We start from the raw sequence: 21,323 nt of genomic DNA on the forward strand, positions 1-21,323 counted from the left end.
TCTTCCGGTCAGGCGTCGCCAGCGGTTCTAACCGTTAGAGAGATGATGCCCCGAAGGTACGCGCCATAAGTGCTTTTTCCGAGCTTGTCGGCTAGTTCTTCGAGTTTGGCGGCATTGATAAAGCCCTTCTGGAAGGCGACTTCCTCGGGGCAGGCGATCTTGAAGCCTTGGCGTTTTTCGAGAACACGAACGAATTCCGCCGCCTCTAGAAGGCTATCTGGCGTGCCCGTGTCGAGCCAGGCGTAGCCGCGGCCCATGATCTCAACCGAGAGCTTGCCGCGCTCAAGATAGATGCGATTGACGTCCGTGATTTCCAATTCGCCACGCGGTGAAGGTTTGAGGTCGCGAGCAATTTCGACCACGTCGGAATCGTAAAAATAGAGACCTGTGACGGCCCAATTCGACCGTGGATTCGATGGTTTCTCTTCAATCGAAATGGCGCGCATCTGCTCATCGAAAGCGACTACCCCGTATCGCTCGGGATCATTGACGTGATAGGCGAACACTGTTGCGCTGTCCGGTCGGCTCATGGCGCTGGTGAACAGATCCGTTATGCCATGGCCGTGGTAGATGTTGTCGCCGAGAATTAGGGCTGACGGATTGTTACCGACAAAGTCCGCGCCGATGATGTAGGCTTGAGCCAGGCCGTCGGGACTGGGTTGGGCTGCGTACTGAATCTCCATGCCCCATTGCGAGCCGTCTCCCAGAAGTGTTTGGAAACTAGGTACGTCTCGCGGCGTCGAAATGATCAGCACCTCGCGGATGCCCGCCAGCATCAAGGTCGAAAGCGGATAGTAGATCATCGGTTTGTCATAAACCGGCATCAACTGTTTCGACGTGACCAGGGTCATCGGATGCAGGCGCGTGCCGGATCCTCCGGCCAGGATGATGCCCTTCATGCGACGGTCCCTTTAGCATTCAGTTCGGTGATGATTTCGTAGACGGCGGTTTGCCAGGGGCGGGGAGCGATCGCATAATCGCGGGTCAGTTTCTCGGTAGACAGGCGCGAGTTCGATGGGCGACGCGCTGGTGTTGGGTAGTCGGCTGAGGGGATGCCCTCGACAGCAGCGGACGGTCCGCCGGTCGAGGCGCTAAAAGAGAAGATTTCCTGCGCAAGGCCGGCCCAACTGGTCTCACCGGCATTGACGAAATGATAGATGCCGGTTGGCGCGTCCGTGTCAGCGATCATCTTCAAGGTGATGGTCTTTAACGCCTCTGCGATGTCGCGCGCCGATGTAGGGCAGCCGTGCTGGTCATCGACGATGCGTAGGGTCGACCGCTCGGCGGCGAGACGAAGCATGGTTTTCAGGAAGTTGGCCCGGTGGATGCTCAAGACCCAGGCCGTGCGCAGTACAATTGAGCGCGGATTGCCGCTGCGCACAGCCAGTTCGCCAGCCAGCTTGGAGGCGCCATAGACTCCTAGCGGGCCGACGGCGTCGCCCTCTTTGTAGAGAGCATCTTTCGACCCATCGAATACATAATCTGTCGAGACCTGAACCAGCGGGACGCCCGCCTTGCGGGTGACTTCTGCCAGCACGGCAGGGCCCATGGCGTTGGCGGCGAAGGCGGCGGCGACCTCCGTCTCGGCCTTGTCAACGGCGGTATAGGCGCCTGAGTTGATCACGGCGGCGAACGGAGTCCTGGCGAAGGCGGCCTGCACCGAAGCGATGTCGCCAAGATCCAGTTCCGCCCGCCTTGGGGCATGGATCACGACCTCCTTGGGCCAAATGGCGGCCTGCAACTCCAGCCCGACCTGGCCGGCCCCGCCTGTGATCAGGATGTGAACCGGATCAGCCACGGGCCACGCCCAAGCGCTGGGTTGAATAGCGGGCGTCGAGGATATCCTGCCACCAGCTCTGGTTTCCGAGGTACCAGGCGACGGTCTGTTCGATGCCTTGTTCGAATGTCACCGACGGGGCCCAGTCCAAGGCGGCGCTGATCTTGGATGCGTCGATGGCGTAGCGATGGTCGTGGCCGGGGCGGTCGGTGACATAAGTGATCTGATCGGCGTAAGCCTTGCCATCGGTCCTGGGGCGCAGTCGGTCCAGGATGGCGCAGATGGCCGTCACCACCTCGATGTTCTTGCGCTCGGCGTTGCCGCCGACGTTGTAGGTCTCGCCGGGCGTGCCGGTCTCGAACACGGCCTGGAGCGCGCGGGCGTGATCATCGACGAACAGCCAGTCACGCACGTTGGAACCGTCACCGTAGACTGGCAGCGGCTCGCCGTTCAAAGCTCGAATGATGATCAGCGGGATCAGTTTCTCGGGGAAATGATAGGGGCCGTAGTTGTTGGAGCAGTTGGTCACCAGCACCGGCAAGCCATAGGTGTGGCCCCACGCTCGAACCAGATGGTCCGAGCCTGCCTTGGAGGCCGAATAGGGGGAACGAGGATCATAGGCCGTCGTCTCGGTGAAAAAGCCGTCTTCGCCCAGAGAGCCAAAGACCTCGTCAGTCGATATGTGGTGGAAGCGGAAAGCAGCCTTCTGTGCTTCAGGCAGGCTCTGCCAGTAGCCTAGGGCCTGGTTCAACATGACGAAGGTGCCGACCATATTCGTCTGGATAAAGGCGCCGGGGCCGTCGATCGAACGGTCGACATGGCTCTCGGCTGCAAGGTGGGCGATGATATCGGGTTTGAATTCGCGCAGAGCACGCGACACCGCGTCGGCATCGCAAATGTCGGCCTGGACGAAGCTGTAGCGGCGATCGTGCGCCACCGGCTCCAATGAACTCAGTACACCCGCATAGGTGAGCTTGTCGAAGACCAGCACATCATGATCAGTGTGTTCAATCAGGCGGCGCACCAGGGCCGAGCCGATAAAGCCGGCGCCGCCGGTAACCAGGATACGCATCGGGTTTCTCTCAGTCAGAGTGCAGCCAGCGGCTCGAGCGGCTGGCCATCATACTCAAAGGGGCTGTCGAACTCGGCTAGGGTAGGTAGGATTTTGTCCTTGTCGGACAAAATGGCCCCTGAGGCTGGCAGAGGCCAGTCGATGTTGATGGTCTGATCGTTCCAGACGATGCCGCCGTCGCAGTCAGGCGCATAGACATCGGTCACCTTGTAGGCAACCTCCACGTCTGGCTCGAGGGTGATGAAGGCATGTCCGAAACCGACGGGTACGAAGAGTTGTTCTCCTCCCTCCGCCGTCAGCTTGGCCCCTACCCATTTGCCATAGGTAGGCGAGCCGCGCCGCAGATCGACTGCATAATCCATAATGGAGCCACGTACGCACCTCACCAGCTTGGCCTGCGCGTGCGGAGGGCGCTGGAAGTGAAGCCCCCGAATGGTTCCTGTATTCGCTGAGAATGATTGATTGTCTTGCACGAAGTGGACATCGAAGCCGGCAGCCCTGGCGCGAGCCTCGGAATAAGTTTCCATAAACCAGCCGCGGGCGTCTCCGAAGCGCGGTGCGCGAAGCAGGGCAGGAGTGAAGTTTTTCATGCCGGGGATCACGATCGAAAATGTTGTTTGCACGAGCGTCGGACGCTTAGGGGGTGTCTTTCCATGGTATGGGGAATGAAATCAACACATCGGCGCTATTCTTCGTGAGTCTTTTGCATAACCTGAAGGGGATCCTGCTTGAGGCGCGACGAGAGAGAATGCGTCGACGTTTTGGTGCGGTAGCGGGTGATGAGGCTCGACGTTTCAACCGGCTAGATGAAGCCATTGCAGCGTATGAAACCTATCTGGAAAGGGCGCCGCAGGATTTGGGCATCCAGCTTCGTTTGGCGGGCGTGCTGCGCGAGGCAGGGCGTTCGGAGGATGCTGTTGTTCGTTTGACGGCCTTGGCCGAAAGCCGACCTGACAAAGCCAAGGTCAAGCTTGCTCTGGCGGATGCATTGGATGAGATCGGATCGATTGACCGGGCCAAAATCACCTACTCCCGTATCCTGGATGAGGATCCGTCGAATGTTTCTGCGCAGGAGGCTCTGAAGAAGATCGCCCGTGCGGCGACGGTCCCCGATCTGGCGCTGCCTGCGCCACCCCCTACGAAATCGAGCGTAAGGTACGTCAACCTCCGGATTGTAGCGGCTGGAGCCTCTGCCGAGTCGGTAATGGAGACCGTCCGTTCAGCCCGATGTGCGTCGAATGCGGTTGGCTCCATATCTGTTCTGGATTTCGAGGGGACGCTGCCCAGCAAAGCGGACTTCGCCTTCAACAATGATGAAGCTGATGGCGCCGAAAGGGCCGTGGCCGTAATCTATGCAGAGGCTGGGGTAGTCCTAAAGACCGGGGCCCTGGACTGGCTTCTTTGGGCAGTCGATCAGGGGGCGACGGCTGCCTATGCCGATCATGAAGAATTCAGTGGAAAAGCCGTACTTCAATCGGCGCCCGACCGTTTTGATCTCGCGACAAACCCCGCTCCTCCGACCCTCGCCATTTTCTCGAGGACAACGCTGGGACCGACGGGGCGCGTTTATGAGGCGCTTGGAGAGGCCCTGTTAGCAGGCGTGGTCATGCACATACCCTTGGTGTTGTCGTGCTCGAGCAAGCGACGTTCGATGCCGCTTGAGATAGGCTCCAGGGAGAGTACTGAAGATCAGGTGCTCGTTGTGATCCCGACGCGTGATGCGATCGATGAACTCGTGGTGATGGTCCGGAGTCTCGTCAACTTGGCCGCTCACCCGCAAGCGCTAGAAATTGTTATCGTCGACAACGGGAGTCGGCAAAGAATACTCCCGGAAGTGTTCGGGAATGTGCGCGGCGCGGAGGTCAACGTTATCCGCATCGACGAACCCTTTAATTGGTCAAGACTGAACAATCAGGCCTGTGAGGGACGTGATCAGCCGATCATTGTTTTCGCCAACAATGACATGGAAATGCGAACGCCTGGATGGGACGACCATCTTAGGGCCCTCCTGAATGCGGATGGTGTCGGCGTCGTCGGCGCGAGACTGCTTTACCCCAACGGCCTGTTGCAGCATGGCGGCATCGTCATGGGGGGGCTCAACGGTGAACCTCTGCATGACGGCTGGCGCGCCAAGGGCGACGACGCCGGCCCCCTTGAGCGATGGACGCGACGGCGACCGGCAACGGCTGTGACCGGGGGGTTCATGGCTATGCGCCGTGCCGTTTTCGAAGTTGTGGGCGGCTTCGATGAGGTTGATTTGCCGATTTCCTGCAGCGATGTTGATTTCTGTTTGAAGGCGAGAGCGCTGAACTGGGCGGTGTTGTACGCGCCTGAAATCGAGTTGCGGCATCATGAATCGCTAACGCGCGGTCACGCCAATGAGGACGGGAAACGGCGTCGCGCCGAAGCGGAAATGGCCATCTTGCTGGCACGGTGGGCGCCGTGGGCCGCCTATGATCCCACTAGAAACCCCCAATGGGAGACAAGAGGCGCCCGCCTTTATGCCGGACGGCGGCCTTTGACGACGGATCAGGTGGTTGATTGGGCCCTAAAGACTGCTAGCCGTCCTGAGGGGCCGGTTTAGGCGGATACGCCTACCCTGGCGTAGAGATCGCGGAGCCTATCCTGGTAGGCGGCTTGGCTGAACTTGGTCGCCTGGATGCGTCCGCGGCGGGAGGCCTCGGCTCGCCAGTCAGGGTCGGCGTCCAACTTTCGTATGCCCTTGCTGACGGCTCCCACGTCATAGGGATCGACCTGAAGGGCGGCGTCGCCTGCGACTTCTGGCAATGACCCCTGATCGGAAGTCAGCACGGGCGCGCCAAGACTCATGGCTTCGAGAACGGGCAGTCCAAAGCCTTCGTAGAGCGACGGAAAGAGTATGCCCTTCGCTCCCCTGATCAGGCTGATCAACATCGCATAGGACATGTACTCGTACTGGTGGATGCGGCATGCCGCGCCGTGCAACCGTTGCGCCTGTTTCAGGAGGGCCATCTCCGGATCAGACATCCACCCCGGTCCGCCGACAACCACCAGGGGCGTCGAAACGCCTGACGCCAGATAGGCCTCGACCACCCGGCCAAGATTCTTTTTAGGTTCGACGGCGCCGAAGTGCATGAAGTAGGAGCCCCATTCTAGCCCGAACGCGGCTTCCAGCTCGGTTTCAACCTCCACCTGAGATCGATTCACCAAGGCGGGAGGCAGGCTGACCGCCTGATAAGTGTTGGTGACGCGATCTTCCGGCACGCCGAGCATTCGGATGACATCTTGCCGCGTTGCTTCGGACACGACGGCGATATGGTCCGCACGTCGAGCCACTTCACGGCACATATCGAGAAACAGCGGCTTGTTGTTCAACGTCGTGTGCGGCAGGCGTAGGGGGATCAGGTCGTGGATGGTGTAGATGTTCGGCGCGTTGCGCGCGTGAACCGGCATCAGGGTCGTCCAGTGGGCCACTGCCGGCGCTGCCGAATGCCTGCTATCGAAGGTTACGGGTGTGCCGCGTCCGTGCAGCTTGAAGGCCCGGTGCGCGCGCTGAAACAGATCGCGGGCCACCCAGCACTGGTCGACGGGGGGCCGTGCTGCGTCGCCGCCGGGCCAGATGACATCATCTGAAACCTGAATGGGGCGAAGTGTGCGGCCCATGGGGCTGAACCATGTGCTCAGGTCACGCTCAATGCGTTGCTTTAGGCGTAGTCGAGAGGCGGGGCGCTCGGGATCCAGCAGCGCTACTGTCTCAAATCCCCTGAGCGCGTCGGTCGATAGGGCGGGGCCGAACATGGCGCTGGTTTCAAGGCCGAGCGAGCGGGCCGTGTACAACAGATTCCGGCTATAGGTGGCGATGCCCGTACCCTGGGGGCGGACCAGATTGAAGCCGTCGATGCAGATGGCGCTCGTCATGATCAAGCTTTCGGGTAAAGGACGTGGCTAGGGCCGCGATGGCGCGTAGAAGGTCAGGCCGACTGCGTGGGCCACCCGCCCGCGCGGCTGAGCGCGCTGGGGTTGGGTTTGCCGATCTGTCCGCCGATCCAGCGGGCCGCAGCGATTAGGGCGTCCAGGTCGTAGCCGGTCGAATAGCCCGCGCGCTCCAGCATGTAGACCAGATCCTCGGTGGCGATGTTGCCGGTCGCGCCCGGCGCGAAGGGGCAGCCGCCGATGCCGCCGACCGAGGCGTCCAGCACGTCGACGCCGGCTTCCACGCCCGCATAGGCGTTGGCGAGGCCCGTGTTGCGGGTGTCGTGGAAATGCAGGCGCAGCGTCGCGTTCGGCGCAGCCTGGCGGGCGGCCTCGACCTTCTTCGTCACGCTCCACGGATCGCCGACGCCGATGGTGTCGGCCAGGGCGATCTCCTCGACGCCCAGGGCGGCGATGCGGGCGACCAGATCACCGACCTGCTGCACCGAGACCTCGCCGTCGAACGGACAGCCCCAGACGCAGGACAGGGTGGCGGACAGCCTGGGCGTCGCGCCGGGCGCGCCTTCTGCGTTGGCGCGACCCGTCACGATCTCGGACAGCATCTGCACCTGCTGGTCGACGCTGAGGCCCTGGTTCTTCAGGCCGAAGCCGTCAGTGGCGGACATGGCGACGTTGACCTCGTCCACCGCCGTGCCCAGGGCGCGGTCGTAGCCCTTGCCGTTCAAAACGAGGCCGATGCGGCTGCGCCCTTCAGTGCGGGGCAGGGCGGCCATGACCTCTTCGGCGCCCGCCATCTGTGGCACGTATTTGGGGTGGACGAAGCTGACGGCCTCGATGCGCTTCGCCCCGGCCGCTTCAAGGCGTTGCACGAAGTCAGCGCGGACGGCCGGCTCCAGCACCGTCTTCTCGTTCTGCAGGCCGTCGCGCGGGCCGACCTCGACGATCTGGATGAAGCGGCTCATCGGCGGGTGCTCCCCTGGTTCGGGCTTCTCTGGCTCAGGCTTCTCTGGCCCGATCCGGCGGGCGCATAGACGGTCAGGCGGACGTCGTCGCCCGAGGAATAGTTGTGGCCGCTGACCACGCCGACGGCGCGCCCGGCGGCGCCCAGATCGGCCAGGGCGCGGCGGAAGGCTTCGTCGTCGCGAGCCTCGACGATGGCGGGGCGGCCCTCGGCCAGGGCGCGCGCGGCGCCGGCGCCGTCGGTCAGTTGGGTGTCCTTGCCGGTCAGGAAGACGAAGCTGGGCTCATGGAAGGTGGTGATGGCCACCGGCCCCGGATAGCGGCCCTGGGCGGGGTTCAGCTCGGCCGAGTCCAGCGTCTGCACCAGGCGCGGCGCGATCGACAGCGGACGTAGCTGGCGGATGGTCCCGGCCAGGCCCGCGTGCGCCAGAATGCCGAAGACGATGGCGATCAGCACTCCGGTGATCGCCGCGCGGTTGACCAGCAGGAAGCCGCCCACGGCGGCGGCCATGACGGCGAAGACGATGGTGACGGTAGCCCAGGTCTGGGCGGTCGAGCGGCCGAACTCGGTCAGGCCGTAGACGGTGATCAGGCAGATGACCACGGCGGCGAACAGGCCCAGCAAGGCGCCGGTCACGCGCGAGACCTTGCCGATCGGCTGGGTCAGGGCGGCGGCGGCCAGCAGGGCGATCGCCCCGAAGGTCGGCAGGGTGTAGTGCCACAGCTTGGTCGGGGCCAGCTCGAACATCAGCCAGGCCGGGACCAGCCAGCAGACGGCGAAGCGGATCGCGGGCTCGGCCCGGCGATGCCAACCGGTCGACAGGGCGGCGGGCAGCATCAGGGTGACGGGGAACAGCAGCAGCGGCGACAGCAGCACATACATGCCGGGGAAGCCGCCGTGGCTTTCGTGGGCGCCCGCGATCTTGGGCGCCAGATCGCCGCCGATGGCCTCGCGCCAGAAGCCGCCGTCGGTGGCGATGGTGATGGCGATGGCCCACGGCCCGACCAGCAGGGCCACCAGCGGCAGACCCCAGCCCCAGCCGAGCTGGCCCAGCCACTTGATGTTCCGATCCCACAGCGACAGGGCGATGATGGTCAGGGCCACGACCAGCAGGCCGATCGGTCCCTTGATCAGGATGGACAGGCCGATGCCCGCCCAGAACAGCAGCTTGTGCAGCCGCTTCGCCTTCTCGCCCGCCCGCGTGGACATGTAGATGCGCGCCAGCGCCGCCATCGACAGGGTGGTCAGACCCGCCAGCATGGCGTCGGTCTTGGCGATGCCCGCCTCGGTCGACAGCAGGAAGGTGGCGCCCAGCATGGCGCCCGCCAGGAAGCCCGCCCTCTGGCCGAACAGGGCCGCGCCCGCCCAGGCCACGGCCCAGGCCGCCAGCATGGCCCCTATCAGCGACGGCAGGCGATAGGGCTGGATGCTGCGGTCCTCGACGTCCGAGGTCGCGGCCACGGTCGCCGCCTGCATCCAGTAGATGCCGATGGGCTTCTTCCAGCGCGGATCGTCCTGGAAGCGGATGTCGACGTAATCGCCGCCTTCCAGCATCTGGGCCGTCGCCTGGGCGAAACGGCTCTCGTCCCGATCCAGCGGCGGCAACAGCATCAGGCTGGGCAGGCCGGCGATCAGGGCCAGCAGGGCCGCAAGGACGGGGCCGCGCCAGCCGGCGATGTAATGATCCAGGTTTGGGCGGTTCATGCCGCTGTCGTATCACGCCGGGTGCGGCCCCCGGAAGCTTCACCTTCTTCACCGGCTGTGGACGCGCCGTTTCGCCGAGGCGCGGCGTGCGCTAAAGAGCGTCGATGATCGACCGCTCCGCTTCTTCGCCCGACATTTCCGTCGTCGTGCCCGTGCATGACGAATCCGGCGCCGCCGTGCCCCTGGCGCGTGAAATCGCCGAGGCTTTCGCCGGGCGGTCCTATGAGATGATCTTCGTCAACGACGCCAGCCGGGATTCGACCCTGGCCGAACTTCAGGCGGCGATGGCCGAACTGCCCGCCCTGCGGGTGCTGTCGCACGGAACCAATGCGGGGCAGAGCCGGGCGGTGCGCACCGGCGTCCTGGCCGCGCGGGCGCCGATCGTGGTGACGCTGGACGGCGACGGCCAGAATCCGCCCGCCGATGCGCCGCGTCTGGCCGACGCCCTGCTGGCCGCGCCGCCCAGCGTCGCCCTGGTCGGCGGGGTGCGCGCCAAGCGTCAGGACACCAACGCCAAGCGCCAGGCCTCCCTGTGGGCCAACCGCATCCGCAAGAAGCTGCTGGGCGACGACGCCGACGACACCGGCTGCGGGCTGAAGGCGTTCCGTCGCGACGTCTTCCTGCGGCTGCCCTACTTCGATCACATCCACCGCTACCTGCCCGCCCTGATGATCCGCGAGGGGTATGAGAACCGCTACCTCGACGTCGATCACCGCCACCGCGAGACGGGCCGGTCGAAATACACCAACTGGGGACGGCTGCGGGCGTCCTTCTCGGACCTGTTGGGCGTGATGTGGCTGAAGTCCCGCTCACGCCGTCCGGGGACGATCAGCGAGTTCTGAGCTACGCGCTTTCTATCCGCTCATCCCGGCGGGAATGAGCGCCCCCTAGCTGAACGCCAGAAAGATCACCGCCACCACGGTGACGTCGAGCAGGCGGGCGGCGAGGCTGAAAACGGCGGGCATGGCGCGATCCGAAGGCGGTTGAGCCTTGGCCTACGCAAGTCGGGCGCCAGTCGGCGTCAGATCTCGGTCTTGCGCGATCGTCCCGGCGACGGGCGTCGGTCGTGCCGCCCCGAATATTCCCGGCCCAGATAGGTGGTGCGCGCGGCGTCCAGCACCGGAACGCCGCCCTTCAGCCCGCGCTTCTGCCCCGACTGACCCAGCACCTGGGCGGCGAAGGCGGCGGGCGGCGGGGGCGGGGTGACGGCAGGCTTTGCCGGGGAGGCGGCAGGATCGGCCGCCTCTTGCGACGCCTCGGCTTCGGTCGGGACCAGGGCGCGCGCGCGCCGCCGCTCGCGATGGCGGCGGTCGCCTTCGCGGCGGTCGTCCACGACGGGGTCGTTCAGCGGTCCCGACGCGCCGATGGGACGGATTTCATCCGTCACCTCGGCCTCAGCCCTTGGACTGGGCAAGGCGGTCGATCTGAGCCCGCATCTCGTCCATCTGGCGGCGCATCTCGTCCAGCGCCGCGCCTTCCTTGGCCAGTTCAGCCTTGGGTTCGGCGGCGGGCGCTTCGGCCGCCTCGCCTTCCGGGCGGGCGTGGGCGAAGCCGGGGAACATCCGCATGGCGCGCTCGAACATGGCCATGTTCTGGCGCACGGCCTCTTCCATCAGATTGCCGCCGGGCGCGGCGGCGAAGGCGCGCGTGAACTGGCCGCGCAGCTGCTCCTGCTGGCGCGTGAACGTATCCAGCGACATCTCCAGATAGGACGGCAGAACCCCCTGCATGGAGTTGCCGTAGAAACCGATCAGCTGGCGCAGGAACTGCACCGGCAGCAGGGCCTCGCCCCGGCTTTCTTCCTCGAAGATGATCTGGGTCAGGATCTGGCGCGTCAGATCGTCGTTGGTCTTGGCGTCATAGACGACGAATTCCACGCCTTCGCGCACCATGCGGGCCAGATCGTCCAGCGTCACATAGGCGCTGGTGGCGGTGTTGTAGAGCCGCCGGTTCGCATATTTCTTGATGACGACCATGCCGTCACGGGTTTTTCCGCCCTCGGATTTCTTGTCGGTCACGCTTGTTCTCGCGATGTTGCAACGCCCAAGCATCCCGCATTGCGCGCGCGAAGGCGAGTCCCGTCTTTGCCGCGGCGTTTCAGGCCTGGACCAGCACCACGCCGATCAGCACGGCGGCCCAGTGCACGCCCGCGCCGGTGACGACGAAGCCGTGCCAGATGGCGCGGCGGAACTTCACCTTCTGGCTGATGAAGACGAAGACCCCGGCCGTATAGATCAGCCCGCCTGCGACCAGCAGGCCCAGCGCCAGCGGGTGCACCGTCTCGATCATCGGCTTCAGCGCAAACACCGCCACCCAGCCGAACAGGACGTAGATCACGCTCCAGAAGGCGTCGGACAGGCGCGGCGCCAGCATCTTCACCCCCGCGCCCACGATGGCCATGGTCCACACCGCCAGGGTGAAGCCCACGGACCAAGCCCCCTCGAACCGCACGGCGGTGAAGGGGGTGTAGCTGCCCGCGATCATCAGGAAGATGGCCGCCTCGTCCAGCCGACGCAGCACGGGCCGCGCCGCGCACGGATGGGTCAGGTTGTAGACGGTCGAGGCCGTCAGCATGGCCACCAGACACAGGGCGTAGATCGCCGTCGAAACGGCCGCGCCCACCCCGGCATAGACGCTGGCCAGCACCGCCAGCACCACCCCGCCCGCCGCCGCCAGCGCCAGGCCCACGACATGCACCCACAGATCGGCCAGCCGCTCGGCCCGCGTCTGATAGTGTTCGATCATGTCCAGATCGTCGGGGGTGCAGATCCGACGGGCGATAGCTTTCAGCAAGATCACGTCTCCTTCCCCTTCTGAAAGCACGGCGTGGGGCATCGTTCCCCGCGGATGCTGCGGCGCGGCGATGACGTTTTGCTGATTGCTGCATCGCAACAGGTGACGGGCGTCTGCGAATGCGGCACAACCTCGCGCAAAGAATTTCTCCAGGGAGTGAATAAAATGACCGACGTTGTCATCGTCTCCGCCGCCCGCACGCCGGTCGGCTCCTTCCTCGGCGCCCTGTCGACCCTTCCGGCCTCCAAGCTGGGCGAGGTCGCCATCAAGGCGGCGCTGGAGCGCGCGGGCGTCGCGCCCGTTGATGTGGACGAGGTGATCCTGGGCCAGGTGCTGCAGGCGGGCGCGGGCCAGGGGCCGGCGCGTCAGGCGGCCATCGGCGCGGGCCTCGCCAATGAAACCCCGGCCTGGAGCCTGAACCAGCTGTGCGGCTCGGGCCTGCGCGCCGTGGCCCTGGCCTATCAGCAGATCGTGCAGGGCGACGCCAAGATCGTCGTCGCCGGCGGTCAGGAAAGCATGAGCCAGTCGCCGCACACGGCCCAGCTGCGCAACGGCCAGAAGATGGGCGAGCTGGCCTTCAAGGACAGCATGCTGCAGGACGGGCTGATCGACGCCTTCCACGGCTATCACATGGGCCAGACGGCCGAGAACATCGCGAACAAGTGGTCGATCGACCGCGCGTCTCAGGACGCCTTCGCCGTCGCCTCGCAGAACAAGGCCGAGGCCGCCCAGAAGGCCGGTAAATTCACCGACGAAATCGTTCCCGTCACGATCTCGACCCGCAAGGGCGACGTGGTCGTGGATCAGGACGAATACATCCGCCACGGCGCCACTCTCGAGGCGATGGAGAAGCTGAAACCCGCCTTCGTCAAGGACGGCACGGTGACGGCGGCCAACGCCTCGGGCATCAACGACGGCGCCGCCGCCCTGGTGCTGATGAGCGCCGATGAGGCCAAGGCGCGTGGTCTGGAGCCGCTGGCCCGCATCGCGTCGTGGGCCACGGCGGGCGTCGATCCGGCCATCATGGGCACGGGCCCGATCCCGGCGTCCAGGAAGGCGCTGGAGAAGGCGGGTTGGACCGTCGCCGATCTGGACCTGATCGAGTCCAACGAGGCCTTCGCCGCCCAGTCGCTGTGCGTGGTCAAGGAGCTGGGCCTCGACCCGGCCAAGGTCAACGTCAACGGCGGCGCTATCGCCATCGGCCACCCGGTCGGCGCCTCGGGCGCGCGCGTTCTGACGACGCTGCTGCACGAGATGAAGCGTTCGGGCGCCAAGAAGGGTCTGGCCACCCTGTGCATCGGCGGCGGCATGGGCGTGGCCCTGTGCGTCGAGCGCGGCTAAGCACGACGCCACAGGTGGAAGCAGGAAAGGCCGGCGAGCGATCGTCGGCCTTTTTGCTTGCGCCCTATAACCCCCGCTCATCCCGGCGTCCGCCGGGATCGGCGGGAAGTGAAGGCGGAGGCCCCGCCTCAAAACCCCCGCCGCCAGCTGCCCAGCAGGGCGTAGCCGGTCGGGGCGCCCGCGCGGTGCTGCTCCTCGCGACTGGCGACGGCCTCAAGCTGCAGCCAGGAGCCGCCGGGCAGGGCGTGCAGGCTGCGGACGCTGAAGTCGATCTGCCGCCCCGACGGTGCCGCCGAGAAACGTCGCTCCGAGAAGGTCACCGGATCGAAATAGTCCAGCGGCGCGTCGGCCAGATAGGCGCTGAACGTCCCATCCTCGATCCGCAGCGGCTGGGAGATCTCCCACGTCAGGCTGCGGCAGCCCAGGGCCTTGGCGAAGGACCACGTCGGACAGGCCGACTGCAACGACGCGCGCCAGGTCGAGCTGAGCGCCGGGGCCGACAGGTGCAGGAACCGCCCCTCCAGCTCGGTGCGGCCGAAGCCCGCCTCGCCCGACAGGGTGAGGCCGCGTCCCAGGTCCACATCCGCCCCGACCGCCGCAAAGCGGGTGCGCGACGGCAGGGCGAAGTCCGACTGCGTCGGCAGATAGGCCCCCAGCGGCCCCATCCGCTCGTCCAGCGCCCCGAAACTGAACGATAGGCCGCCGTTCTCGGCGCGCCAGTCCAGTCCGGCGCGGGCGTAGGTCGAGGCGTCGCGCTCGACCGGACGCAGGGGGGCGCGCCGGTCGCCCGATCCGCTCTCGGCGCTGAAGGTCAGGGCGCCGAACGACATCGCGCCGCGCAGGGCGTGATCGGCCTGGCTCAGGGCCACGAAGCCGTCGCCGGAACCGCTGCGGAACGGCGAGCGCGCCCCGCCCTGACCCTGCCAGGCCGAGAAGGACAGCCGCCCGGCCTGAACGTCGAACAGGGCCTCGCTGCGCGCCTCATCGCCCAGCCAGGGCGCGTCGAAGGGGGTGTAGCGGGCGACCACCGGCTCGGGCATGGCCACCGGCGTGGCCGCAGCCAGCGACAGCCGCGCTCCGCCCGGCGCGTCCAGCGTCACCTGCGACTGCTGCATCGGCGTCGGGTTGCTGGGCTGATAGCTGCGGCGGGGCGGGGGGCCGTAGGCGGCGCCCAGGTTCACACGGAACAGCCGCTCATATTCGTCATGGGCGATGGTCGCCAGGGCGCCGGTGCGACCCAGGGCGTCGCCGAACGGTCCGCCGACATAGGCGCCTGGCTCTAAGGCGATGTTCACCGGCTGGCCGTTCGCCATCGGAGACGAGGTCGTCCCCACCGGCTGGAAGGCGCGGGCGATGTCCAGCGCGCCGCGCCCGAAGGTGATGTCCGTCCCCGTGTCGCCCAGGTCCGCCCCGGTTCGCAGCAGGATGTCCACCGCATCGCGCCCGGTCAGATTGGGGAAGGCTTCCAGCAACAGGGCCATGGCGCCCGCCACGGCGGGAGAGGCGAAGGAGGTGCCGTTGACCCGCCAGCAGCTGTCGCCTTCGCAGCCGACGATGACATCGACGCCCGGCGCGGTCAGATAGGCGCCCTGAGACACGCCGGCCTTGTTCGAGAAGCTGCCCAGCTGGCGTGCGCGGTCATGGGCGCCCACGACGATGATCGACCCGGCGAAGCGGGGATCGCTGGCGTAGCGGCCGGGCCATTCGGGGTTGGCGCCGGCTTCGTTCCCGGCGGCGATGGCGAGAATGACGCCGGCGTTGACGGCGCGTTGCAGGGCGGCCTCGAACTGGACGCCCAGCGGCGTCTCGCCGCCCAGCGACAGATTGATGATCTTGGCCCCGTTCTGCACGGCGTAGTCCAGGGACCGCACCAGGTCGGATGACCGGAAGCAGATCTTGTCTTCGGGATCCGTGCATTCGCTGACGTCGGCGCGGATCGACATGATGGTCGAGTTGAAGGCCACGCCGACGGTGCCGTAGTTGTTGAACGGCGCGGCGATGATGCTGGAGACATTGGTTCCGTGGTCGTCCGTGCCCTGCGGCTGGTTGCGGCCCGGAACCACGTCGGTGGACAGGGGCGAGATGTTCGCGCCGAGATCCTGGTGGTTCAGCTTGATGCCGCTGTCGACCACGGCGACCGTCACGCCGCGTCCTGTGGCGCCGCGCTGCCAGGCGCTGAAGGCGCCCGTATCCCCCACGCCCCAGTTGCGCAGGTATTCGGCCGAGGTCGCGCTCGGAATCGCCGGGGGCGGTGGGGGAGGGGGCGGTGGAGGCGGAGGCGGAGGCGGAGGAGGAGGAGGAGGTGGCGGCGGCGGCGGTGTGGGCGTGACGATGCCCCCGCCGCCTCCTCCGCCGCCTCCGCATGCCGCCAGGGGCAGGGCCAGAAGACCCAGAACGCTGATCGAAATCGCAAATCCGCGCAGGCGTTGAACAGACATGGTTCCCTCTCCCGAAACCTATTCAGCCATTAGGCCGGTTTCGGAGAGATTGACGAGCCTGTTTTCTTTGAACCCTGCGTCCGGAGGGCCGTGTCGTCAGTCGCGCAGCAGTTCGTTGACGCCGGTCTTGGCGCGGGTCTGGGCGTCGACGCGCTTGACGATGACGGCGCAGTACAGGCTGGGACCGCCATTCGGATCGGGCAGGGCGCCCGGCACCACGACGGAATAGGCCGGCACCTCGCCGCGGAAGATCTCGCCCGTGGCCCGGTCGACGATCTTGGTCGAGGCCGACAGATAGACGCCCATGGCCAGCACCGCGCCTTCGCGGACGATGACGCCCTCGGCCACCTCGGCGCGGGCGCCGATGAAGCAGCCGTCCTCGATGATGGTCGGATTGGCCTGCAGCGGCTCCAGCACGCCGCCGATGCCGGCTCCGCCCGACAGGTGGACGTTCTTGCCGATCTGGGCGCACGAGCCGACCGTGGCCCAGGCGTCGACCATCGAGCCTTCATCGACATAGGCGCCGATGTTCACGAAGGACGGCATCAGCACCACGTTCTTGCCGACATAGGCGCCGCGACGAACGATCGCGCCCGGCACCGAACGGAAGCCCGCCGCCTGATAGTCGGCGGCGGTCCAGTCGCCGAACTTGTTGGGCGCCTTGTCCCAGAAGGGGCCGACGGCGACCGGCTGATCGGCCGACAGCGGCAGGGTGGGGGCGTGGCCGGCGCGCATGATGACGTTGTCGTTCAGACGGAAGGACAGCAGCACCGCCTTCTTCAGCCACTGGTGCGTGCTCCACACGCCGTCGGCGCCGCGTGAGGCGACGCGCGCCTGGCCGGAGTCCAGCAGGGCCAGGGCGGTGTCGACGGCGTCGCGCACCTCGCCGCGCGTGGCGGCCGAAACCTCGGCGCGGGCTTCCCAGGCGGCCTCGATGACGGATTCCAGGTGGGTCAGGTCGGTCATTGCGGATCTCCGTCCAGCATGGCGGTGGTCAGGAAAGGGCCGAGGGAGGCGGCCCGGTGTTGGATGTGGTCGCTCTCGGCGGTGAAGGCCTTGGTTCCGACCAGGACGGTGGTCATGCCCAGGTCGCGCGCCGGTTCCAGGTTCTTGGGCGTGTCCTCGAAGAAGCAGGCCGTGGCCGGGTCGACGCCGAAGCGCGCCAGCATCTTGTGGAAGGTGCGCGGGTCCGGCTTGGGGATCAGGTCGGCGTCTTCCAGCGCGAACACCCCGTCGAAGAAGGGCGTCAGCTCCAGCTTCTCCATCACCCGCTGGGCGTGGCCGGCCGAGCCGTTGGTGAAGATCAGGCGCGGACCCTGCAGCCGCTCCAGCGCCGCGTGCAGGCCCGGATCGGGCGCCAGCACGTCCAGCGGAACGTCATGCACCTCGGCCAGGAAGTGATGCGGGTCGATCTCATAGTGCATCATCAGCCCGGCCAGGGAGGTGCCGTAGTCGTGCAGATAGCCGCGCTGCACGGACAGGGCTTCGGCCGATTCCAGACCCGAGGTGCGTACGACGTACTGGTTGATGCGCTGCTCCACCTGACGCAGGAACTGCGTCTCCGGCGGGTACAGGGTGTTGTCCAGGTCGAAGACCCATGACCGCACATGGCGCAGGTCCGCGCCGATCTCGGTAGGCGCGGTTTCAGGCGCCGTGTTCGACGCCGAACCCGTCACTTCCGCCTGACCAGGGTGCCGGCGCCGTGCTCGGTGAACAGCTCGACCAGCATGGCGTGCGGGCGGCGCCCGTCCAGGATGACCACGGCCTCGACGCCCGCGCGGATGGCGGCCATGGCCGTCTCCAGCTTGGGGATCATGCCGCCGGTGGCGACGCCGTCGTCGATCAGGCTCTGAGCCTCGTCCAGCGTCATCTGGCGGATGATCTCGCCGTCGGCGCCCTTGACCCCCGGCACGTCGGTCAGCAGCAGCATCCGCTTGGCGTGCAGGGCGCCTGCGACGGCCCCGGCGACGGTGTCGGCGTTGACGTTATAGGTCTGGCCGTCCTCGGCCACGCCGATGGGAGCGATGACCGGCACCCAGTCTTCGGTCTCCGAGGCGATCAGCCCCTTGATCAGTTTGGGATCGACCTTGGTCGGTTCGCCGACGAAGCCCAGGTCGACTTCGTGCTCGATCATGCTGTCGGGGTCGCGCTTGGTGCGCTTGGTCTTCTCGACCGTCAGCAGGCCGGCGTCCTTGCCTGACAGGCCGACGCCGCGCACGTCGGCTTCCTTGCCGGCGACGGTGATCCAGTGGGCGATCTCTTTGTTGACCGCGCCGGACAGGACCATCTCGGCCACCGACATGGTGTCCTTGTCCGTCACGCGCAGGCCGTCGACGAAGGCCGACTTCACGCCCGCCTTGTCCAGCATGGCGCTGATCTGCGGACCGCCGCCGTGGACCACCACGGGGTTCACGCCCATCAGCTTCAGCAGCACCACGTCCGCAGCGAACTGCTTGGCCACGGCGCTCTCGCCCATGGCGTGGCCGCCGTATTTGATGACCACGGTCTCGCGGTCATAAACCTGGATATAGGGCAGGGCCTCGGCGAGCGTCTTCGCCGTTTCCCAGCCGCGTTCCTCGGATTGCCGATCAGTCTCTATCATCGTGCGCGCTCGATAGCCCCAAGGGCGGCGGGAGTCACGGGCGAAGGTGGGGTGTTGGATTCAGAGGACTGCTCCCCCGCCTTTTTCATTGCTCCATTGTTCAGGTTTACGGCGTACCCTGCGTGCATGACGTTTTATCCCGTTATCATGTGCGGCGGCGCCGGAACCCGCTTGTGGCCGGCGTCGCGACCGTCGCGGCCCAAGCAGTTCATTCCCTTGGCCGGCAACCGCTCGCTGTTCCAAGAGACCGCATTGCGCGTCGTCCCTTTGATCCAGGGCGGTGGGCGCATTCTCGTCGTCGGCGGCGCGGCGCATCGCGGCGCCATTCTTGATCAGCTCCATGAGGTCGGCGTCGAGGCCCAGATCCTGCTGGAGCCCGAGGCGCGGGATTCCGCTCCGGCGATGGCTGCGGCTGCGGCTTGGACCCACGCGCATGCCCCCCTGGGGATCAATGTCTTTGTCGCCTCCGACCACCATATCCCGGACGCCGAAGCTTTTCGTTCGGCGGTGCGTCAGGCGGCGATCCTCGCACAGGAAGGCCACATCGTCACGCTGGGCGTGGAGCCGTCCGAACCGTCGGAAGCCTATGGCTATATTCGCGCAAAGGGGGCGGCCCTCGGTCCGGTTGAAGCGTTTGTCGAAAAGCCCGACCGCCGGACGGCCGAAACCTATATTGAGCGCGGATATCTCTGGAATAGCGGTAATTTCATCGCCTCGGCGGAAACGTTTCTCGCTGAGTTGTCAAAGCACTCTCCCGGCGCCGAGGCGGCGGCCCGCGCCGCGGTCAGCGAAGCGCCGCCTAACGCCGTGACGTTGCTGGGGCCCTCGTTCCGCGAAGCGCCTCGTGTCTCGATCGACTACGCTCTCATGGAGAAGACCCGTAACGCCTGGGTTCTTCCGGTCGATTTCGCCTGGTCTGATCTGGGATCCTGGGACGCTGTCTCTGCGACAGGGGAAGGGGAAATCGGCGGGCATATCTTTGAGGATGCCGAAGGCTGCATGGCGCGTGCGTCGGACGGCATGATCGTGGCGGCTCTGGGGGTGCGCAATCTTGCCATCGTAGCGGAGCGTGATGCTGTTCTCGTTTGCGACCTGTCCAGAGCTCAGGATGTAAAGAAGGTCGTCGAGCGCATTCGCCTGTCCTCTCCACACCATGTTGATTTCCCGCAAGCGCGGCAGGACAGTCTGCTGGAAGGCATGGAGCGACTCCGGGATTGGTTGCGGTTGCGCGCCCTTCCGGTGTGGTCGGCCATTGGGCAGTCTGAGAACGGTGCGTTTGCAGAGTTGGTGAGCCTTGAGGCTCGACCTCTCGCCGTTGCGACCAGCCTTGTTACGCAGGCGCGACAAGTGACGGTATTCGTTCAGGCTGGCCGGCTGGGTTGGCGGGGGCCGTGGCGCAGGAATGTCGAAGCTGGTTTGGCCTATCTTGACGCGACAATGCTTTGTTCTCGTGAAGAGGGAGACGAATGCGCGAGCTCGGATGACCCTGTCATCGAAGGAGCCGCGCTTTTGCTCGCCTGGGCTGCTGTTCAGCACCTGGACGGCGTAGAGGATGACTATGAGTCGCGGTCGATTGATCTCATGGAACGCTTGCTTCGCGACGGGGCGGCCGAGGGGGTGTTCGACCGGAGTGCAGGAATTTTTGAGGCGGCTCTTGCTTGGGCGGACGTCGGCTCGGATCCGTCATGGCGCGACACGGCTGATACGCTAGCTGCGACGGCGATAGAAAGGCTGCTGGAACCCGGAGAGGCCCTGCGGTTGTCTGATGAGGGGAGAGGGCTTAGCCCAGGCGTGAGCTTCGAGTGGGCGTCGCTGTTGGCGGTTCATGGCGGTGGCGGCTCGGTAGCGTCAAGGGCGGCGGCGGAGCTGCTCTATACTCACGCACGAGAAAGCGTCGATCTCCGCTCTGGATTCGTGCTTGACGCCAAGAGCCAGCAGAACGGCGCCGGCGCGCGGCGCGCGTATCGCGACTCTCAACTACTGTGGCTGAAAGCCGCGCTTGTCATGGGGAACTCGCCTGGCTCCGAGGACGGAGAAGAGCGTGGGGATGATGCTAGGCAGGCTCTTTACGCCGTTTTCCAGTATCTTACTGATCACGGGCTTTGGCGTGACGTGCGCTTGGAGGATGGGCGTTTTATTGGTGAGGCGGTTTCCGCGCGATCTCTACGTCTTTTACATTCGGCTTTCGAACAGGCAGTTCGCATTTTATCTTCGAGAACAGTCGGGAAGTTGCAGTTAGGTCTTCATTAACGTCCTGTAGCTTTCTGAACACGCCTGTGTTGCGGAAGGCGATTTATGCGCGTTTCGTACTCGACCCGCTAAGGTGACGCTGGTAAGGGTCGCCTCAGGCGGTGACTGAATATCGCCCACCTATCAATAAACCTCGGAGGGCCGCATCCTATGCGTGTCAAGAGTTTGATCCTGGCGTCGAGCGCGGCGGCCGCCCTGGCCCTGTCGGCCGGCGCTGCTTCGGCTGAGCCTGATGGCTGGTACGGCGCGATCGACGCCGGCTACCACATCATCGACGACATCAACACGGAAGCCTCGGCGACCGGTCACAACTGGAACTGGGAAGTGAACGACGGCTGGGCGGCTTTTGCTCGTCTGGGCTACCGCTTCAACCCGAACTGGCGTGTTGAACTCGAGGGCGGCTACCGCTCGGGCGACATCGGCAAGGTGCGCGCCGTCTCGGGCCCGCAAGGCCTGTGCAACCTGACGCCGGC

At 65.7% G+C, this 21,323-nt stretch carries 19 protein-coding genes; 5 read left to right on the top strand and 14 right to left on the bottom strand.

The genetic code is table 11. The features are described from left to right. Positions 1-8 precede the first annotated feature (8 nt). Genes rfbA through rfbC form a run of 4 tightly spaced genes read right to left on the bottom strand, consistent with a single transcriptional unit; the run spans position 9 to position 3,439 of the window. Positions 9-899: a glucose-1-phosphate thymidylyltransferase RfbA gene (rfbA, locus tag EGK63_RS14330; protein WP_125902053.1), complete on the bottom strand. Its 891-nt coding sequence runs from the start codon at positions 897-899 to the stop codon at positions 9-11. Continuing rightward, positions 896-1,798 carry a dTDP-4-dehydrorhamnose reductase gene (gene rfbD, locus EGK63_RS14335; RefSeq protein WP_125902054.1) on the bottom strand — a complete coding sequence of 301 codons (903 nt, stop codon included), beginning with the start codon at positions 1,796-1,798 and terminating at the stop codon, positions 896-898. Before rfbD ends, rfbA begins: the two co-directional genes overlap by 4 nt. Then, positions 1,791-2,849 carry a dTDP-glucose 4,6-dehydratase gene (gene rfbB, locus EGK63_RS14340; RefSeq protein WP_125902055.1) on the bottom strand — a complete coding sequence of 353 codons (1,059 nt, stop codon included), beginning with the start codon at positions 2,847-2,849 and terminating at the stop codon, positions 1,791-1,793. The genes rfbD and rfbB overlap by 8 nt, the downstream gene beginning before the upstream one ends. A 14-nt stretch (positions 2,850-2,863) precedes the next feature. Further along, positions 2,864-3,439 (bottom strand): dTDP-4-dehydrorhamnose 3,5-epimerase, encoded by a 576-nt coding sequence (gene rfbC / locus EGK63_RS14345; RefSeq protein WP_125902056.1) that lies wholly within the window; start codon positions 3,437-3,439, stop codon positions 2,864-2,866. Positions 3,440-3,507: 68 nt separating this feature from the next. Between rfbC and EGK63_RS14350 the strand changes: the two genes are divergently transcribed. Beyond that, positions 3,508-5,433, top strand: coding sequence for a tetratricopeptide repeat protein (locus EGK63_RS14350; protein WP_125902057.1), 1,926 nt, complete (start codon positions 3,508-3,510; stop codon positions 5,431-5,433). On the opposite strand, the gene EGK63_RS14355 is transcribed toward EGK63_RS14350, so the two are convergent. The 3 genes from EGK63_RS14355 to EGK63_RS14365 are packed head-to-tail and all read right to left on the bottom strand — an operon-like array spanning position 5,430 to position 9,426. After that, entirely contained in the window at positions 5,430-6,746 is a 1,317-nt protein-coding gene (locus EGK63_RS14355; RefSeq protein WP_125902058.1) for a glycosyltransferase family 1 protein, read from the bottom strand. The two genes, EGK63_RS14350 and EGK63_RS14355, sit on opposite strands and share 4 nt — an antisense overlap. Before the next feature lie 53 nt (positions 6,747-6,799). After that, a complete protein-coding gene (locus EGK63_RS14360) occupies positions 6,800-7,723 on the bottom strand; it encodes a hydroxymethylglutaryl-CoA lyase (RefSeq protein WP_125902059.1) in 924 nt (307 codons plus the stop codon). Next, complete coding sequence (locus EGK63_RS14365) at positions 7,720-9,426, bottom strand: glycosyltransferase family 39 protein (protein ID WP_125902060.1); 1,707 nt, start codon at positions 9,424-9,426, stop codon at positions 7,720-7,722. The genes EGK63_RS14360 and EGK63_RS14365 overlap by 4 nt, the downstream gene beginning before the upstream one ends. A 104-nt stretch (positions 9,427-9,530) precedes the next feature. Between EGK63_RS14365 and EGK63_RS14370 the strand changes: the two genes are divergently transcribed. Beyond that, complete coding sequence (locus tag EGK63_RS14370) at positions 9,531-10,268, top strand: glycosyltransferase family 2 protein (protein WP_125902061.1); 738 nt, start codon at positions 9,531-9,533, stop codon at positions 10,266-10,268. Between the two features lie 179 nt (positions 10,269-10,447). On the opposite strand, the gene EGK63_RS14375 is transcribed toward EGK63_RS14370, so the two are convergent. The 3 genes from EGK63_RS14375 to EGK63_RS14385 all read right to left on the bottom strand — a co-directional run bounded on the left by EGK63_RS14375 (position 10,448) and on the right by EGK63_RS14385 (position 12,219). Beyond that, positions 10,448-10,813: a hypothetical protein gene (locus EGK63_RS14375; RefSeq protein WP_125902062.1), complete on the bottom strand. Its 366-nt coding sequence runs from the start codon at positions 10,811-10,813 to the stop codon at positions 10,448-10,450. 7 nt (positions 10,814-10,820) lie between these two features. Further along, positions 10,821-11,402, bottom strand: coding sequence for a polyhydroxyalkanoate synthesis repressor PhaR (phaR, locus tag EGK63_RS14380; protein ID WP_125902072.1), 582 nt, complete (start codon positions 11,400-11,402; stop codon positions 10,821-10,823). A 121-nt stretch (positions 11,403-11,523) separates the two neighbouring features. Next, positions 11,524-12,219 (bottom strand): hemolysin III family protein, encoded by a 696-nt coding sequence (locus tag EGK63_RS14385; RefSeq protein WP_200168554.1) that lies wholly within the window; start codon positions 12,217-12,219, stop codon positions 11,524-11,526. 165 nt (positions 12,220-12,384) lie between these two features. Here EGK63_RS14385 and EGK63_RS14390 point away from each other — a divergent pair, with 165 nt between their 5' ends. Continuing rightward, a complete protein-coding gene (locus EGK63_RS14390; RefSeq protein ID WP_125902063.1) occupies positions 12,385-13,560 on the top strand; it encodes an acetyl-CoA C-acetyltransferase in 1,176 nt (391 codons plus the stop codon). 128 nt (positions 13,561-13,688) lie between these two features. On the opposite strand, the gene EGK63_RS14395 is transcribed toward EGK63_RS14390, so the two are convergent. The 4 genes from EGK63_RS14395 to argB form a co-directional block, all read right to left on the bottom strand. Then, positions 13,689-15,758 (bottom strand): S8 family peptidase, encoded by a 2,070-nt coding sequence (locus EGK63_RS14395; RefSeq protein ID WP_125902064.1) that lies wholly within the window; start codon positions 15,756-15,758, stop codon positions 13,689-13,691. A 336-nt stretch (positions 15,759-16,094) separates the two neighbouring features. Then, positions 16,095-16,964 (bottom strand): 2,3,4,5-tetrahydropyridine-2,6-dicarboxylate N-succinyltransferase, encoded by an 870-nt coding sequence (dapD, locus tag EGK63_RS14405; RefSeq protein WP_125902066.1) that lies wholly within the window; start codon positions 16,962-16,964, stop codon positions 16,095-16,097. Continuing rightward, positions 16,961-17,674 carry a pyrimidine 5'-nucleotidase gene (locus tag EGK63_RS14410; protein WP_125902067.1) on the bottom strand — a complete coding sequence of 238 codons (714 nt, stop codon included), beginning with the start codon at positions 17,672-17,674 and terminating at the stop codon, positions 16,961-16,963. Before EGK63_RS14410 ends, dapD begins: the two co-directional genes overlap by 4 nt. Continuing rightward, positions 17,671-18,600, bottom strand: a complete 930-nt coding sequence (gene argB, locus EGK63_RS14415; RefSeq protein ID WP_003163944.1) for an acetylglutamate kinase — start codon at positions 18,598-18,600, stop codon at positions 17,671-17,673. The genes EGK63_RS14410 and argB overlap by 4 nt, the downstream gene beginning before the upstream one ends. A 126-nt stretch (positions 18,601-18,726) precedes the next feature. Here argB and EGK63_RS14420 point away from each other — a divergent pair, with 126 nt between their 5' ends. Together EGK63_RS14420 and EGK63_RS14425 are read left to right on the top strand one after the other, a co-directional pair. Next, positions 18,727-20,850 carry a sugar phosphate nucleotidyltransferase gene (locus tag EGK63_RS14420; RefSeq protein ID WP_125902068.1) on the top strand — a complete coding sequence of 708 codons (2,124 nt, stop codon included), beginning with the start codon at positions 18,727-18,729 and terminating at the stop codon, positions 20,848-20,850. A 150-nt stretch (positions 20,851-21,000) separates the two neighbouring features. Continuing rightward, positions 21,001-21,323: outer membrane beta-barrel protein (locus EGK63_RS14425; protein WP_165906624.1), on the top strand; the 323-nt coding region annotated here is incomplete at its 3' end.

It is taken from the genome of Brevundimonas sp. 357 (assembly GCF_003938605.1).
Classification (GTDB): Bacteria; Pseudomonadota; Alphaproteobacteria; order Caulobacterales; family Caulobacteraceae; genus Brevundimonas.